General features: G+C 54.9%; 13 protein-coding genes. 5 read left to right on the top strand and 8 right to left on the bottom strand.

The genetic code is table 11. The annotated features are described in order from the left end of the window. Nucleotides 1–2: 2 nt before the first annotated feature. Nucleotides 3–1130: a glycosyltransferase gene (locus ACUTSC_RS22095; protein WP_197768783.1), complete on the bottom strand. Its 1128-nt coding sequence runs from the start codon at nucleotides 1128–1130 to the stop codon at nucleotides 3–5. Further along, nucleotides 1127–2209 carry a putative lipopolysaccharide heptosyltransferase III gene (gene rfaQ / locus ACUTSC_RS22090; RefSeq protein WP_197768782.1) on the bottom strand — a complete coding sequence of 361 codons (1083 nt, stop codon included), beginning with the start codon at nucleotides 2207–2209 and terminating at the stop codon, nucleotides 1127–1129. The genes ACUTSC_RS22095 and rfaQ overlap by 4 nt, the downstream gene beginning before the upstream one ends. Nucleotides 2210–2419: 210 nt before the next feature. Here rfaQ and ACUTSC_RS22085 point away from each other — a divergent pair, with 210 nt between their 5' ends. The 3 genes from ACUTSC_RS22085 to ACUTSC_RS22075 are packed head-to-tail and all read left to right on the top strand — an operon-like array spanning nucleotide 2420 to nucleotide 5584. Beyond that, nucleotides 2420–3382 carry a polysaccharide deacetylase family protein gene (locus ACUTSC_RS22085; RefSeq protein ID WP_197768781.1) on the top strand — a complete coding sequence of 321 codons (963 nt, stop codon included), beginning with the start codon at nucleotides 2420–2422 and terminating at the stop codon, nucleotides 3380–3382. Nucleotides 3383–3385: 3 nt separating this feature from the next. Next, nucleotides 3386–4489 (top strand): glycosyltransferase family 9 protein, encoded by a 1104-nt coding sequence (locus ACUTSC_RS22080; protein ID WP_197768780.1) that lies wholly within the window; start codon nucleotides 3386–3388, stop codon nucleotides 4487–4489. 9 nt (nucleotides 4490–4498) lie between these two features. Further along, on the top strand, nucleotides 4499–5584 hold the full coding sequence (locus ACUTSC_RS22075; RefSeq protein WP_197768779.1) for a glycosyltransferase: 1086 nt from the start codon (nucleotides 4499–4501) through the stop codon (nucleotides 5582–5584). A 37-nt stretch (nucleotides 5585–5621) separates the two neighbouring features. Here ACUTSC_RS22075 and ACUTSC_RS22070 read toward each other — a convergent pair whose 3' ends face one another. The 5 genes from ACUTSC_RS22070 to rfaD are packed head-to-tail and all read right to left on the bottom strand — an operon-like array spanning nucleotide 5622 to nucleotide 10730. After that, on the bottom strand, nucleotides 5622–6839 hold the full coding sequence (locus tag ACUTSC_RS22070; protein WP_197768778.1) for an O-antigen ligase family protein: 1218 nt from the start codon (nucleotides 6837–6839) through the stop codon (nucleotides 5622–5624). Continuing rightward, complete coding sequence (locus ACUTSC_RS22065; protein WP_197768777.1) at nucleotides 6827–7750, bottom strand: glycosyltransferase; 924 nt, start codon at nucleotides 7748–7750, stop codon at nucleotides 6827–6829. Before ACUTSC_RS22065 ends, ACUTSC_RS22070 begins: the two co-directional genes overlap by 13 nt. Before the next feature lie 25 nt (nucleotides 7751–7775). Then, nucleotides 7776–8729 carry a lipopolysaccharide heptosyltransferase RfaC gene (gene rfaC, locus ACUTSC_RS22060; RefSeq protein WP_197768776.1) on the bottom strand — a complete coding sequence of 318 codons (954 nt, stop codon included), beginning with the start codon at nucleotides 8727–8729 and terminating at the stop codon, nucleotides 7776–7778. A 2-nt stretch (nucleotides 8730–8731) separates the two neighbouring features. After that, nucleotides 8732–9778: an ADP-heptose--LPS heptosyltransferase RfaF gene (rfaF, locus tag ACUTSC_RS22055; protein ID WP_060453246.1), complete on the bottom strand. Its 1047-nt coding sequence runs from the start codon at nucleotides 9776–9778 to the stop codon at nucleotides 8732–8734. Between the two features lie 22 nt (nucleotides 9779–9800). Then, nucleotides 9801–10730, bottom strand: coding sequence for an ADP-glyceromanno-heptose 6-epimerase (rfaD, locus tag ACUTSC_RS22050; protein WP_060453247.1), 930 nt, complete (start codon nucleotides 10728–10730; stop codon nucleotides 9801–9803). Between the two features lie 239 nt (nucleotides 10731–10969). Between rfaD and kbl the strand changes: the two genes are divergently transcribed. Together kbl and tdh are read left to right on the top strand one after the other, a co-directional pair. Next, nucleotides 10970–12166, top strand: a complete 1197-nt coding sequence (kbl, locus tag ACUTSC_RS22045) for a glycine C-acetyltransferase (RefSeq protein WP_004931154.1) — start codon at nucleotides 10970–10972, stop codon at nucleotides 12164–12166. Nucleotides 12167–12175: 9 nt separating this feature from the next. Beyond that, complete coding sequence (gene tdh / locus ACUTSC_RS22040; protein ID WP_025304682.1) at nucleotides 12176–13201, top strand: L-threonine 3-dehydrogenase; 1026 nt, start codon at nucleotides 12176–12178, stop codon at nucleotides 13199–13201. A 40-nt stretch (nucleotides 13202–13241) separates the two neighbouring features. On the opposite strand, the gene ACUTSC_RS22035 is transcribed toward tdh, so the two are convergent. Beyond that, nucleotides 13242–14195 carry a divergent polysaccharide deacetylase family protein gene (locus ACUTSC_RS22035; protein ID WP_060453250.1) on the bottom strand — a complete coding sequence of 318 codons (954 nt, stop codon included), beginning with the start codon at nucleotides 14193–14195 and terminating at the stop codon, nucleotides 13242–13244. Nucleotide 14196: the final 1 nt, after the last annotated feature.

Below are 14196 nucleotides of genomic sequence, written 5' to 3'. Positions count from 1 at the left end.
AGTTAATCCAGTAACCGGTTATAGAGGGAAATCAGCTGTTCGGACAGATGTGCCGGCGTAGCCGTCATAATGCGCAATCTCGCCGCTTCACCCATGGATGATCCCAGCGCCTGGCGCGGCAGTGCCCGAATGGCCTCCGTGATGGCCGGTACGTCGAGCGCGTCGGTCACGAAGCCGTTCTGGCCGGGGGTGATAAACTCGGCGCCGCCGCAGGTGGTGCTGGTGATAACCGGCAGGCCGCACGACATCGCTTCCAGAATCACATTCGGGAACGGATCGTACAGCGTCGGCAGCAGCAGCGCGTCCGCGGCCTGATAGAACGGCAAGGTTTGCTTCTGCACGCCCATAAAGTGAACCCGATCGCTGCAGCCCAGCGACTGCGCCAGCGCCCGGTAGCGTTTTTCGGCCTTGTCTTTGCCGACCACCAGGAGGTGGCTGTCGGTCGCCGCCACGGCGCGGATGGCGGCGGCCAGCCCTTTGCGCTCGAAACCGGAGCCGACGAAGATCAGGCAGTGCGCCTGTTGCGGGATCTGATACTGCTCGCGCAGACGTTGGCGCTGGGCCTCGTCGGCGGGCGGGAACTTTTGATTGTCGATGGCGTTATAGATCACCGTGATTTTTTCGGCGGGCACGCCAAAGTCGGCGATGATTTCCTGCTTGATCATCTCGGCGTTGCAGATGACGGCTTTCAGCTCCGGCGCGGCGTACATGGCGCGTTCGGCGCACATCACATAGCGGTGATAGCGATTGGAGAACAGCCATTTGCGGCGCCATTCCGGCAGCAGACGCGCGCGTTGCAGCAACCAGCGGCGGTGTACGCCGTCGCCGGCGCGGTAGATGTCGCATCCGGGAATGCGCTCGTGGCTTTGCACCAGATCGAAATGCTCTTTCTGCCACAGCGCCCTGGCTGCCACGGCGAAGCCTCGCTCGCGGCTGATGCGGCCGAGTTTTAACGGGTTACACAAGTGGATATGCCAGTTGGGATTGGCGTCACCCTGCCATTCGCGGGTGATAACGTTCAGATCGAGATCCTGTTGCTCCAGCGCCTCCAGGGCGCGGGAAACGAAACGTTCGGCTCCGCCGTCCGGGCGGTACTTTTGGCGAACGATCGCCAAACGAAATGCTTTCATGCCAGCGTGCTCCGCGCGGCTGCAATCACCGCGTCTGTAGGAATAAGGTCGAGATACCGTTCGTCGGTGCCGGTATCGATGGCGTCCGGATCGGGCAGTTCGCCGAAGTCGCCGGCCCAGATCACGGCGCCGGTAGCCTGCCATGGCCGCCAGAACGTCAGCTTGGAAGGGCCGAACAGCGCCACACACGGCGTTTGCAGCGCGGCGGCCATGTGCATCGGCACCGAATCCACGCCGATAAACAGCTTGGCGTGGTCGATCAGGGCGGCCAGCTGGCGCAGCGTCAGCTGGCCGGCCAACGAGATCACGCCCTGCGGCGGGCAGAGCGCCAAAATGCGTTCTACCATGGCTTGTTCTCTGGCGTCGGGGCCGGAGGTGATCACCAGCTGGTGGCCGTCGGCCTGCAAGGCGGTGAGGGTGGCGGCCATTTTCTCTTCGCTCCAGCATTTGAAGAACCAGCGCGAGGTGGGCTGCACCACAATATAACTGCCGGCGACGCCCTGTTTCTGCAACCGTTGCTCACAGGCCTGCCAATCCTGCGGATCGTAACTCATGGTCACATGATCACTGAGCGCGGGCAGGTTTAGCGGCGCCAGCAGCGAGAGGTTTTGTTCGACGGTATGCAGGTGGGCGTGATTGTCGACCGGCACCAACTGCGTGTGGCAGTGGCGCCACAGGAAGCCGCGGCGTTTGGGGAAATCGAAGCCCAGACGGATGCGCGCGCCGGTCAGGCGCGTGATAATGGCGCTGCGCCACTGATCGGCCAGGTTGACCACCAGATCGTAGCGCTGCGCCTTCAGGCGGCGCAGCAGCGCCAGCTCGTGCCCCAGATGCGCGCGGGTGCCCTGCTTTTTCCATTGGCGGTCGATGGCGAACAGCGTCGACAGCTCCGGATTGCTGGCCAGCATCTCCTGCGTTTCCTGATACAGCAGCACATCGATCTGCGCCTGCGGGTAGTTTTTCCGCAGGCTGCTGATGACCGGCGTGACCAGCAGCATATCGCCGTGATGGCGCAGTTTTATGATCAAAATACGCTGTACGGATGGGGCGGAAGTTGGGGCTGGCGCGTCGTTCATCATGAGTCGCTTTCTGGGAAACCAATCTTTGATTCTAAATGACCCGATCGCATGTGGCTACTGTTGCAAGGTTTTCTTGCCGGGCCGCAAAAAAATCGCCGGGCCGGGGACGAATGCGCTTCAACGTTGTCCAAACCAGGCAGCAAAGTCGTTTGCCCTGGCGAAACGGCCTGCGTAACATAGTGCATTCTGTTGATATCAGGCTCGATATTCATGACTAAACCGGCGTTTCTCATCACCATTGATACCGAAGGCGATAATCTGTGGCAAAACCACGATCGCATCGCGACCGAAAACACGCGTTTCTTGCCGCGCTTTCAGGCATTGTGCGAAAAATACGCCTTCAAACCGGTTTATCTCACCAACTATGAAATGGCGGTGGACCCGGCTTACGTCGAGTTCGCGCGTGATGTAATTGCCCGCGGCGTGGGAGAAGTGGGCATGCACCTGCACGCCTGGAATAGCCCGCCGCTGACGCCGCTCACCGACGACGACTGGCGCCACAAGCCTTATTTGATCGAGTATCCCGCCGATCAGATCCGTGCCAAGGTCGATCACATGACCAAGCTGCTGGAAGATGCCTTTCAGACCAAAATGCTCAGCCATCGCGCCGGCCGCTGGGCGTTCAACGAATATTATGCCTCGCTGCTGCTGGAATACGGCTATCAGGTGGACTGTTCGGTGACGCCGCGGGTCAACTGGCAGTTTTCGCCGGGCAATCCGCAGGGCAACGGCGGCACCGATTACAGCCGGTTCCCGTCGCAGGCTTATTTCATCGATCCGCAGAACATTGCCAAACCGGGCACTTCGTCGCTGCTGGAAGTGCCGATGAGCATTCAGTACAAGCACTCGGCGCTGATGAACGCGTTCAAGCAAGGCTATGATCGGCTGCGTGGCAAGCGGCGTTCACCGTCCGTCAACTGGCTGCGGCCGAGTGGCGGCAACGTGGCCAAGATGATAAGCGTGGCTGAGGCGTCGCTGGCGCAGGGGCATGACTACGTCGAATTTATGCTGCACTCCTCCGAGTTTATGCCGGGCGGCAGCCCGACGTTCAAAACCGAGCAGGATATCGAAGTGCTGTACCGCGATCTGGAGCAGCTGTTTGAGTGGCTGCAGCAGCGCACGGTGGGCATGACGCTGGCCGAGTATTATCAGAAAAAGACTACCGCTGAATAACATATGAAATTAAAAAAATTAAAATACGCGCATTGGTTTTTGACTGTTTATAATTTTTTGTTCGGCAATGTAAAGCCGAAAGGAACTTTGCGGCCTGACCAGGAGTTCAAGCGTATTGTAGTATATTCCACAACGGCGTTGGGTGATTTCATGTTCAACACACCGACGATGCGCGCTATCCGCAACCGTTATCCGAGTGCGCATATTACTTTAGTTGCCGGCACGATAAATCGTGGAATGGTTAAAGATTACAGCTGCTTTGACGAGGTTATTTTTTGGGATAATAAGTTCAGGCAAATGCGTGGAGCCGTGGCAGAAATAAGGAAAAGACGGCCAGAGCTTGCTGTGATTCTACATGCACATTTGCCATATGATATTATTAGTGCGGTGCTGGCTGGCTGTCAGTATATTCTGCGAGATAATTATCTCACCCTTCCGAAGGGCATCGATAGGTGGGTTTACAGCTGTTCATTGAATTTCAGCGGGCACTTGATTCAGCGTAAGTTAGATCTGATGAATTTTATTGGCGGCGATACCACCAATATTGAAATGGAGATCCCGTGTCAGTTTGAAAAGCTGTCTCAGCGTGCGGATGTTATCCGTATAGGTTTCAATATGGGGGCATCAAGCAAAGAGCGCTGTTGGCCCGTTGAGTATTTCGCTGAGTTAGCTAACAAATTGATTACACGACATAATAATGTGGAAGTGTTCATCATCGGTTCACCGGCTGACCGTGAAATTGAAAGCATCTTTATGGCTCACCTAGCAACGGATGTTCAATCCCGTATTGTCAGTTACGTAGGGAAAACGTCGCTACCACAATTAGTTGGTGTTATCGATTCGTTGAATGTGCTGTTGACTGGTGATACCGGGCCTCTGCATTTGGCGGTGGCTTTGAAGGTACCAACGCTAAGCCTGTTCGTTACGGCGAAGCCGCGTTTTACCGGTCCTTATCAGAACAAAGAGATACATTGCGTCATCGATCTTTCTGAACGCTATGAAGGCACAGTCATTTCGTCTGATGAGTTGCCATTGGCAATCATCCCGGTTGCACGGGTCTACGATTCGCTGGAAGATATGAAGATACTTCCAGTTTGCATTGAGTGATAGGGTATTATGAACATTGTCATAGTCGGTTACTCGCTGGGCGGCCACGGTGGGATGGAGACCGTTTGCAAAAGACTGGTCAAACTCATTGCCGAGAATCAACCTGAGACTCAGGTGAAATTCCTTTTCTTCAATGAGAAAAAAGACGTGAATGAGGAATGGTATGCAGGTTTGGATGCCGAAACGTGCTCTTCCTCCATACATAATACTAAGTTGAGAAGGTTACATTTTGCTTATTCACTGTCTCGATTCTTGTGTGGAAAAAAAACGGATCTGATTATTGCTCTGGATACCCTGTCTTGTTACATCGCCAATGTGGCCAGAAAATGGATATTCGGAAAATATCCGATTGCTTCATGGCTGCATTTCTCTCTTTATGATCTGTATAAGTATAATTACATCCTGTATGCCGATGCTCACTTAGTTATTAGTAATGGCATCAATCGCCAAGTGCAAGAACTCGGTGTCGATGAGAATGACGTCTATACGATATTTAATCCAGTAGGAAGGACGGAGACGAATATTGCGGTCAGCAGCGGGGTACCGGTTAACTTTATTTACATTGGCCGCGTTATTTTTGAAGGGCAAAAACGATTGAAAGATCTGCTGACGTCTTTAGCTGAGGTGCAAGGCGATTGGCGATTGCATGTGGTCGGCGATGGTGATGACATGGAGCTATGCCGGCAATACTCAGCGACGTTAGGTATCGGAATTCGGGTAATATGGCATGGTTGGCAAAAAAAACCATGGGGGTATGTGAGTGACCATATCGGGAATCTAAAAGCCTTAGTGTTGACATCGGCATTTGAGGGATTACCCATGACGTTGCTGGAAGCCATGGCACATGGCATTTTCTGTGTCAGTTCAGATTGTCCTACGGGGCCGGCAGATGTGATTGATGGCCATAACGGTCGTTTGTATAAGGTAGGGGACTCGCCGCAATTAACTGCTATTCTGCAGGAGTTGGTAGACGGTGATATTGTCATCGATCAGCAGCAGATTAAAGGCTCTATTTCCAAATTTTACGATGACAACTATTACCATTCGTTCAATCAGGCCATTGCTCATATTTTAGTCCGGTATGGCAATAAATAGGCAAACCGGCGCTATCTCTAGCGCCGGTTTGGTGATATCAAATCTTGACTTCTGATGATGTTTCTTTTGCAAAGAATGCAATGCAAGATATGAAGAAAAGCAATGACTCAGAGCTGATTAATAGTACGTCTGTTAAACCGTAGACGATCATGCAGCTACCTATCATTAATAGCGGCGTGTTTTTGCGTTTCACCGCAAGGGCGATGATAGCGATATATAAAGCGAGCACGGAAAACAGGCCAGCAACACCTTGTAATGAGGCGCTTTCCAGTAATTCATCATGCAAATGGGAGTCTATGTAAACCATCGCAGTCTTGTTCTTTGGCTCCTGAAGTACGATGTTTTCCGCCTGAGTATGGCGCGCTTCAACAGTATTGCCGAATGGGTGCTGCAGGAAAATATTGAGGCCAACATTCCACAGTGAAAAACGCGAACCGAGTGAACTGAAGTCGTTACCCTGTTGATATTCCAATATTTCAGTGCTGGTCTGTTCAAATTTAGGTTTGATGTATTTATCGTAGGAAACGGTGACACCCAAGCTGATCAAGACAGCTATCATCACCAATGACTTGAGATGAATTTTTCGATAGTGGAATAACATCATCAGTATAATCAATAGGGGATGCGCTAAAATGGCTGCACGTGTTCCTGTCATGGTAATGATCAAAAATGAGATTATAAACACCATGGCTAAGGTAATATAATGATGACCTTTTGCAATTTTTGTTTTTAGTAAGAGGTAAATTAATAATATCGATAAAGCAGAATAAATATAAGCAGCGATTGTTGCACGGTTTGTGCTCATTGCTATTCGATCTATACCGTTATAAATCTGATACAGACCATATCCTGTCGCGAGTATGAATGCGAGAGAAAATGCAATTAGCAGGTAACGGTGATAATTAAAGGTTGTTCGGTAATGTGAGAACTGCGCAAGATAAAATATGAGAATGCCACCGACAATCAACTTTTTTCCAGAGTCCAGTTGTGTGGCACCAAAACCATAATCTGCGGCCTGTCTATATAGCACTAAAGTCCATATTATCTTGATTAAACCAATCGCTATTATCAAGTAAGAAATATCAAACTTGGGAAATTTTATTTTTCTTCTTTCGAAAAAAAGAGCAAGGGCGGCAATATAGAAAGCGAAGTAAAAGAACTCCCGCTGTTTAGATGCGATGATGAGCGAAAATATAATTGATAATGCTGCCATCACAAAAGTAGTGATGTAAAAATTTCGCTCTAGTTTTTCCATAATGTCTTTACCGCCTTTCTTTTGTAGCTAAATCTGACCACTGAATTCATAAGAAAGCCAATTCTATGTGTCTCTTTCACTTTTTTATGAAGAGTGTCTAGTTGTTCCGGGTTAACTATCCACTCTTTCTGTTTTAGATAGATGTCTAACCAATGGCATAAAACTTGGTCGTGAAACTTACTGCCGAATACTTCATCCATTTTCTCTGTGCAGACGAAAAGATTATTTATCTTTTCTGCTGAGGGAGTGTTAGATAAGCTGGAACCATGTTTAATATATAAATAATGGCTCTCTCGAGAGAAAATGATTTTTCTCGAGTGCGTTAATAAATCTGGGAAGATATAAAAATCTTCATAACAGTTAAAATCAGGTATTGGCGAGTCTAACAATAAGTTACGTTTAATAAACTGGCCAATCAGGTGCGCTTGAAAATCTTTATGACGGAGGAAGCGAGAGATTGCTTCGTCAGTAGACAGTTTCTCCGGTTGTAATCCTTTCCAGGTTTTATCTACGTCAGCGAGATGATGTACTTCATGCAGTTTGGTCAGCAGGAGGTCCGGACTGTTTTTTTCGAGAAAATCAATAATGCTCTCTATTGAGCCTTTTTTCAGTACGTCGTCGCTATCAAGCATGGTGACATAACGCCCGAGGCAATGGGCGATGGCGAAATTACGCACTTTGCCGATATTTTTGTACTCCACCTCGTAATAGCGCGCCTGTGGCACAGATTGCGCGAAGTCTGCAAAAATGGCACCGGTGCTATCTGTAGAGGCGTCGTTCACCAATATGATCTCACACCGTGCCAAGGCGGTGTCTAAAGCAGCGATCAAACTGTGCAGAGTTTGCCGAACATAATTTTCGCTGTTGTGCGCCGCTATGACGATACTGAGCAATACTTTTTCTGGAGTCATATTACGATTATCCCTCTGTCAGGACCTAGTTGAGCCGTGTCATGACATCGCTGGCGTTTATATCTGCCATGCTTTTTTCCGGCGAAATCAACGAGTGCTGATTTTGCCCGTAGCCGCCGATCAGGCCGGGATCGGTCGGCCCGAACAGCGTGATGTTGGGTTTGTCGAGCGCGGCGGTCAAATGGCTGAGTCCGGTGTCGACCGAGACCACGCCCTTGGCGCCGGCCAGCACCTCGGCCACCTGCTGCAGGCTGAGCTTCGGCAGCACTTCGACATGTGGAAAACCTTCCGCCAAGCGCAGCGCGCGCTGATGTTCATGCTCTGCGCCCCACGGCAGTTTGATCTTCAGCCCGCTGTCGGCCGTCAGCGCGATCAGCTCACGCCAGTTTTGCTCCGGCCAATGTTTATCGTCACGGGTCGTCGCGTGCAGAAACACCAAATACTGCCCGGCATCGGCCGGCGGGTGGCCGAGAAAGCGTGCGGCGATGGCGTAATCACCGTAGCTGCCCGGTTTATCGTAGCCGAGGCTTTTGGCGAACAGTTCGCGCGTGCGTTCCACCGCGTGCTGATGCTTGTCTATCTCATGGCGCACGTTGTAGAACCAACTGGCGAACGGCTCGCGCGCGCTCTTGCAGTCCGGGCCATGTTTGTTGCCTTTGGCGATGCGCGTGATCAGCGCGGCGCTTTTGATCAGGCCCTGCGCGTCGATCACTACGTCGTAACGGCGTTCTTGCAGCGCACGTTTGAAGTCGCAGCGCTGTTGCCGGGTGTCGTTGCCGAACCAGTTTTTGCGCCAGCGACGAATGGCTACCGGGATCACGCGATCCACCGCCGGGTGCCAGGTCGGGATTTGGCTGAAACCTTCTTCCACCACCCAGTCGAAGCGGATATCGGGAATGGCCTGCAGCGCGTCGGTCAGGGCGGGCAGCGTATGCAGCACGTCTCCCATCGAGGAGGTTTTTACAATTAACACCTGCATGACTATTCCTCGCTGGCGACAAGTAGCGGCGTCAGCGCATCCAACACTTGCTGCGGCTGAATATCGATCAAACTTTGGTGGTATCCCTGCTCGGCATCGCCCTTGCGCACCTTGTGATAACCGCTGATCAAACGAATCACCCGTGCCTTGTCGGAGAGCGGCGGCGTGAAGTCGGGGCTGCTTGGACCGTACAAGGCTATCAGCGGTTTGTTCAACGCTGCGGCAACGTGCATTAAACCGGAGTCGTTGCTGACCACCGCCCGGCAGGCCGCGATCAGGATCACCGCCTGCTCCAGCTGGGTTTTTCCGGCCAGGTTAAGACAGAAATCGCGCGCGTCTTCCTGCAGCGCAGCGCGGATCTGTTCGCCAGCCTCGTGGTCTTTCGCCGAACCGAACAGCGCGATCTGATAGCCGCCCTCGATCAACTGCTGAGCCAGCGTCGCATAATGGTAGTGCGGCCAGCGTTTGGCGGGGCCGAACTCCGCACCCGGGCAGAAGCCGACGATCGGCCGGCTGTCGGTCAGGTTGAAGGCTGCGGTGGTGTCGGCGATCTCTTCGTCGCTCACCTGCAGCTGTGGCCACAGCAGCGGCTGCGGCAGATCGTCGGCGCGCTGAATGCGGCCTTTGTCATAGGCCAGCGCCACGTAGCGCTGCACCATCAGCGGAAAGGCCGCCTTGTCGAGCACGCGGACGTCGTTCAGCAGGCCGTAGCGCATTTCGCCCCGCCAGCCGGTGCGCTGTGGGATATCGGCGAAGAAGGGCACCAGCGCGGATTTGAACGAGTTGGGTAGAACATAAGCGCGATCGTAACGGTTGGCGCGCAGGGCGCGCCCCAGGCGGCGGCGTTCGCCGAGCCCCAGCGCGCCGTGGCCCAGCGGCATCGCCAGCGCCTGATTGACTTCCGGCATGCGCGCCAGCAGTGGGCGGCACCAGGCCGGCGCCATCACATCGATCTCCGCCGACGGGTATTCGGCCTTCAGGGTGCGATAGAGACTTTGCGACATCATCATGTCGCCAACCCAAGAAGGGCCGATAACCAGTATTTTCATACCCAGCGTTAATTCCTTCAGCTTATGCGGTGCGGTTCAACCAGGCCATGTACTCTTTCACGCCTTCGGCGACCGTTTTGAACGGTGCGTCGTAGCCGGCGGCGCGCAGCTTGGTCAGATCGGCCTGGGTGTACGCCTGATAGCGGCCCTTCAGCTTCTCCGGGAACTCGATGTATTCCACCGCGCCCTTCTGGTGGAAGTCCACCACCGCGTCGGCCACCGCCTGGAAGGTTTCCGCCCGGCCGGTGCCGCAGTTGAAGATGCCGGATTTGCCGGTTTCCCAGAACCACAGGTTAACCGCCGCCACGTCGCCGACGTAGATGAAGTCACGCTTGAAGTTTTCGCTGCCGGCGAACAGTTTCGGGTTTTCGCCGCGGTTGATCTGGGTATTCAGGTGGAAAGCGACGCTGGCCATGCTGCCTTTATGGCCTTCGCGCGGGCCGTAAACGTTGAAGTAGCGGAAGCCGCAGATCTGCGAGTCCGCTTCCGGCAGGATCTCACGCACGTACTGATCGAACAGGAATTTGGAGTAGCCGTACACGTTGAGCGGCGCTTCATACTGACGCTCTTCGATAAACTCTTCGCGGCCGCCGTAAGTGGCGGCGGAGGAGGCGTACAGGAACGGAATTTCGCGGTCCAGGCAGTAGTGCAACAGGTCTTTGGAGTACTGATAGTTATTGTCCATCATGTACTTGCCGTCCCACTCGGTGGTCGCGGAGCAGGCGCCTTCGTGGAAGACCGCCTCGATATCGCCCAGATCGTCGCCGGCCATGATGCTGGCGATAAAGTCTTCTTTATCGATATAGTCGGCGATGTCCAGATCGACCAGGTTGACGAACTTGGTGCCGTCTTTCAGGTTATCCACCACCAGGATATCGCGATATCCCTTGTCGTTCAGTGCCTTAATGATGTTGCTGCCGATCATGCCGGCGCCGCCTGTGACGATAATCATTGGGTTACCCCTGCTAAGCTGCTGGCGGGGCACAATGCCCCACGCTCAATGGTGGTTATCATAGCATTTCATGCCGCGGCAAACAGCGGAAGGGCTCCGAATATCCCGCATTGCCATTGAAGTCCGCTTTTTGCCGTGATATCTGCTGCAATTTTAATATTCTCTCCCGCGCATTCTCGTCAGTTTGGTTACAAATCAGTAAAATATGCCGCAAATAGCCCAATCCTGGAGATAACCGAATGTCAGCGTCTTTTTATCAGCAGTTGGAACAACAGCTTGCCGCCACTCGCAGTGAAGGGCTGTTCAAGGAAGAACGCATCATCACCTCCGCGCAACAGGCGGATATCGCCGTTGCCGACGGCAGCCATGTGATCAACTTCTGCGCCAATAACTACCTGGGCCTGGCCAACCACCCGGCGCTGATCGCCGCCGCCAAGTCGGGAATGGACAGCCACGGTTTCGGCATGGCGTCGGTGCGCTTCATCTGCGGCACCCAGGACAGCCACAAGCAGTTGGAACAGAAACTGGCGGCCTTTTTGGGCATGGAAGACGCGATCCTGTACTCCTCCTGCTTCGACGCCAACGGCGGGCTGTTCGAAACCCTGCTCGGCCCGGAAGACGCCATTATCTCCGATGCGCTGAACCACGCGTCGATCATTGACGGCGTGCGCCTGTGCAAGGCCAAACGCTATCGCTACGCCAATAACGACATGACCGAGCTGGCCGCGCAGCTGAAGCAGGCCAAAGCCGACGGCGCGCGCCACATTCTGATCGCCACCGACGGCGTCTTCTCGATGGACGGCGTGATCGCCAACCTGAAAGGGGTTTGCGATCTGGCGGACGAGTACCAGGCGCTGGTGATGGTGGATGACTCCCATGCGGTGGGCTTTGTCGGCGCCAACGGGCGCGGCACCCATGAATACTGCGAAGTGATGGGCCGCGTCGATATCATCACCGGTACGTTAGGCAAAGCGCTGGGCGGCGCGTCCGGCGGCTACACCGCGGCCAAGAAAGAAGTGGTGGAGTGGTTGCGTCAGCGTTCACGACCGTACCTGTTCTCCAACTCGCTGGCGCCGGCGATCGTCGCCGCGTCGATCAAAGTGCTGGAACTGCTGGAAGAGGGCGATGCCCTGCGCGATCGCCTGTGGGCCAACGCGCGTCTGTTCCGCGAAAAAATGACCGCCGCCGGCTTCACGTTGGCCGGTGCCGATCACGCCATCATCCCGGTGATGCTGGGTGAGGCGAAGTTGGCGCAGGAATTCGCCAATGCGTTGCTCAAGGAAGGCATCTATGTGACCGGTTTCTTCTATCCGGTGGTGCCGAAAGGCCAGGCGCGCATCCGTACCCAGATGTCCGCCGACCACACCCCGGAGCAAATCGAACGCGCAGTGGCGGCGTTTACACGTATCGGTAAGGATCTTGGCGTTATTGCATAAGGTAAAACCATGAAAGCACTGTCAAAACTGAAAGCGGAAGAAGGAATTTGGATGACCGACGTGCCTCAGCCGGAGCTGGGCCACAACGACATCATGATCAAAATCCGCAAAACCGCGATCTGCGGCACCGATGTGCATATCTACAACTGGGACGAGTGGTCGCAAAAAACCATTCCGGTTCCGATGGTGGTCGGCCATGAATACGTGGGCGAAGTGGTGGCGATCGGTCAGGAAGTCAAAGGCTTCAGCATCGGCGATCGCGTGTCCGGCGAAGGCCACATCACCTGCGGCCACTGCCGCAACTGCCGCGGCGGCCGCACGCACCTGTGCCGCAACACCGTCGGCGTGGGCGTGAACCGTCCGGGCAGCTTCGCGGAATACCTGGTGATCCCGGCGTTCAATGCCTTCAAGATCCCGGATAACATCTCCGACGAACTGGCTTCGATCTTCGATCCGTTCGGCAACGCGGTGCACACCGCGCTGTCGTTCGATCTGGTCGGGGAAGACGTGCTGGTGTCCGGCGCCGGCCCGATCGGCATCATGGCGGCGGCGGTGTGCAAACACGTCGGCGCCCGCCATGTGGTGATCACCGACGTTAACGAATACCGCCTGGAACTGGCGCGCAAGATGGGTGTGACCCGCGCGGTGAACGTCAGCAAGGAAAACCTTAACGACGTGATGGCCGAGCTGGGCATGACCGAAGGGTTCGACGTCGGTCTGGAAATGTCCGGCGCGCCGCCGGCGTTCCGCACGTTGCTCAACGCGATGAACCACGGCGGACGTATCGCCATGCTGGGCATTCCGCCTTCGGACATGTCGATTGACTGGAATCAGGTCATCTTCAAGGGGCTGTTTATCAAAGGGATTTACGGCCGTGAAATGTTTGAAACCTGGTATAAGATGGCGGCGCTGATCCAGTCCGGTCTGGATTTGACCCCGATCATCACCCACCGATTCTCGATCGACGAGTTCCAGCAGGGCTTCGACGCCATGCGCTCCGGCAAGTCGGGTAAAGTGGTGCTGAGCTGGGATTAATCTCGGCTGATGTGAAAAGGGCCGGAATTCCGGCCTTTTTTTATGTTTGCGGTTTGGCTTGCGTCCAGTGCTGCCAATGACGCTTGATGAAGGTCACCGGTGGCGAGGTGGCGATGCTGTCGGCGATGATGCCCAGCGCGGTGCCGGCGTTGGTTTTTTCCTTCGGCGGTTTGACCTTGCACTGCTTGATGCCACCGCTGAATGGGTTCTTCGGCTGCGGTTTTTGCGGTTTGACCGGCGGAGGGACGTAGCTGCCGCCGCCGTTGCCCTGCGGTTCATTCAGCAGCGCGCTCGGTTTGACCAGCACGATATCGGCGGGCAGCGACGGCAGCATCTGCTGCAGCACCTTCACCGTCGCCGGGCGCGGGTGGCCGATGGCGATGGCAGAGCCGTTGCGCCGTGCCAATTCGACCGCGCGGTTGAACTGGCGACGGATGTCGGCTTCGTTCGCGGTATCGTCGAGGAACACCTTGCGTTTGATCACTTTCACGCCGGTGCCTGCCGCGGCGCGGGTCGCCTGGCTGTTGCCGATGGTCATGCTGTCGAGGAAGTACAGGCGGTAGCTTTCGAGCGCCTGCATTACTTTCTGCATGCCCGGCAGGCTGGAGGTCATGGCGCTGCCCATGTGGTTGTTCATGCCGACCGCGTAGGGCACGTTGTTCACCGCGTTGCGGATGATGCGCTGGATCTCTTCGCTGCTCATGGAAGGCTGCAGGGTATCGCGCTCCAGCGGCTGCTTGCTCAGCGGCGCCATCGGCATGTGGATCAAGACTTCACGGCCCTGGCTGTGGGCGCGGGTGGCCATCAGGCGGGCATGCGGCGCGTTGGGCAACACCGCGACCGAGATTGCCGTCGGCATTTGCAGCACCGCGTTTTCTTCGTGAGGGCGGTAGCCCACGTCATCGATGACGATGGAGAGTTTTCCTGCCTGCGCAGCGTAAACCTGCAGCAGACAGCCTATTAACAGAGCTGTACGGGTTTTGACATAACGCAAA

The sequence above is a fragment of the Serratia sp. TSA_105.2 genome, assembly GCF_052692115.1.
This window is presented reverse-complemented; position numbering and strand designations above follow the sequence as displayed.

What these genes read in the sequence shown, in the direction of transcription:
- ACUTSC_RS22095 (WP_197768783.1), bottom strand. Translation starts at nt 1,130, where the DNA reads ATGAAAGCATTTCGTTTGGCGATCGTTCGCCAAAAGTACCGCCCGGAC.
- rfaQ (WP_197768782.1), bottom strand. Translation starts at nt 2,209, where the DNA reads ATGATGAACGACGCGCCAGCCCCAACTTCCGCCCCATCCGTACAGCGT.
- ACUTSC_RS22085 (WP_197768781.1), top strand. Translation starts at nt 2,420, where the DNA reads ATGACTAAACCGGCGTTTCTCATCACCATTGATACCGAAGGCGATAAT.
- ACUTSC_RS22080 (WP_197768780.1), top strand. Translation starts at nt 3,386, where the DNA reads ATGAAATTAAAAAAATTAAAATACGCGCATTGGTTTTTGACTGTTTAT.
- ACUTSC_RS22075 (WP_197768779.1), top strand. Translation starts at nt 4,499, where the DNA reads ATGAACATTGTCATAGTCGGTTACTCGCTGGGCGGCCACGGTGGGATG.
- ACUTSC_RS22070 (WP_197768778.1), bottom strand. Translation starts at nt 6,839, where the DNA reads ATGGAAAAACTAGAGCGAAATTTTTACATCACTACTTTTGTGATGGCA.
- ACUTSC_RS22065 (WP_197768777.1), bottom strand. Translation starts at nt 7,750, where the DNA reads ATGACTCCAGAAAAAGTATTGCTCAGTATCGTCATAGCGGCGCACAAC.
- rfaC (WP_197768776.1), bottom strand. Translation starts at nt 8,729, where the DNA reads ATGCAGGTGTTAATTGTAAAAACCTCCTCGATGGGAGACGTGCTGCAT.
- rfaF (WP_060453246.1), bottom strand. Translation starts at nt 9,778, where the DNA reads ATGAAAATACTGGTTATCGGCCCTTCTTGGGTTGGCGACATGATGATG.
- rfaD (WP_060453247.1), bottom strand. Translation starts at nt 10,730, where the DNA reads ATGATTATCGTCACAGGCGGCGCCGGCATGATCGGCAGCAACATCATT.
- kbl (WP_004931154.1), top strand. Translation starts at nt 10,970, where the DNA reads ATGTCAGCGTCTTTTTATCAGCAGTTGGAACAACAGCTTGCCGCCACT.
- tdh (WP_025304682.1), top strand. Translation starts at nt 12,176, where the DNA reads ATGAAAGCACTGTCAAAACTGAAAGCGGAAGAAGGAATTTGGATGACC.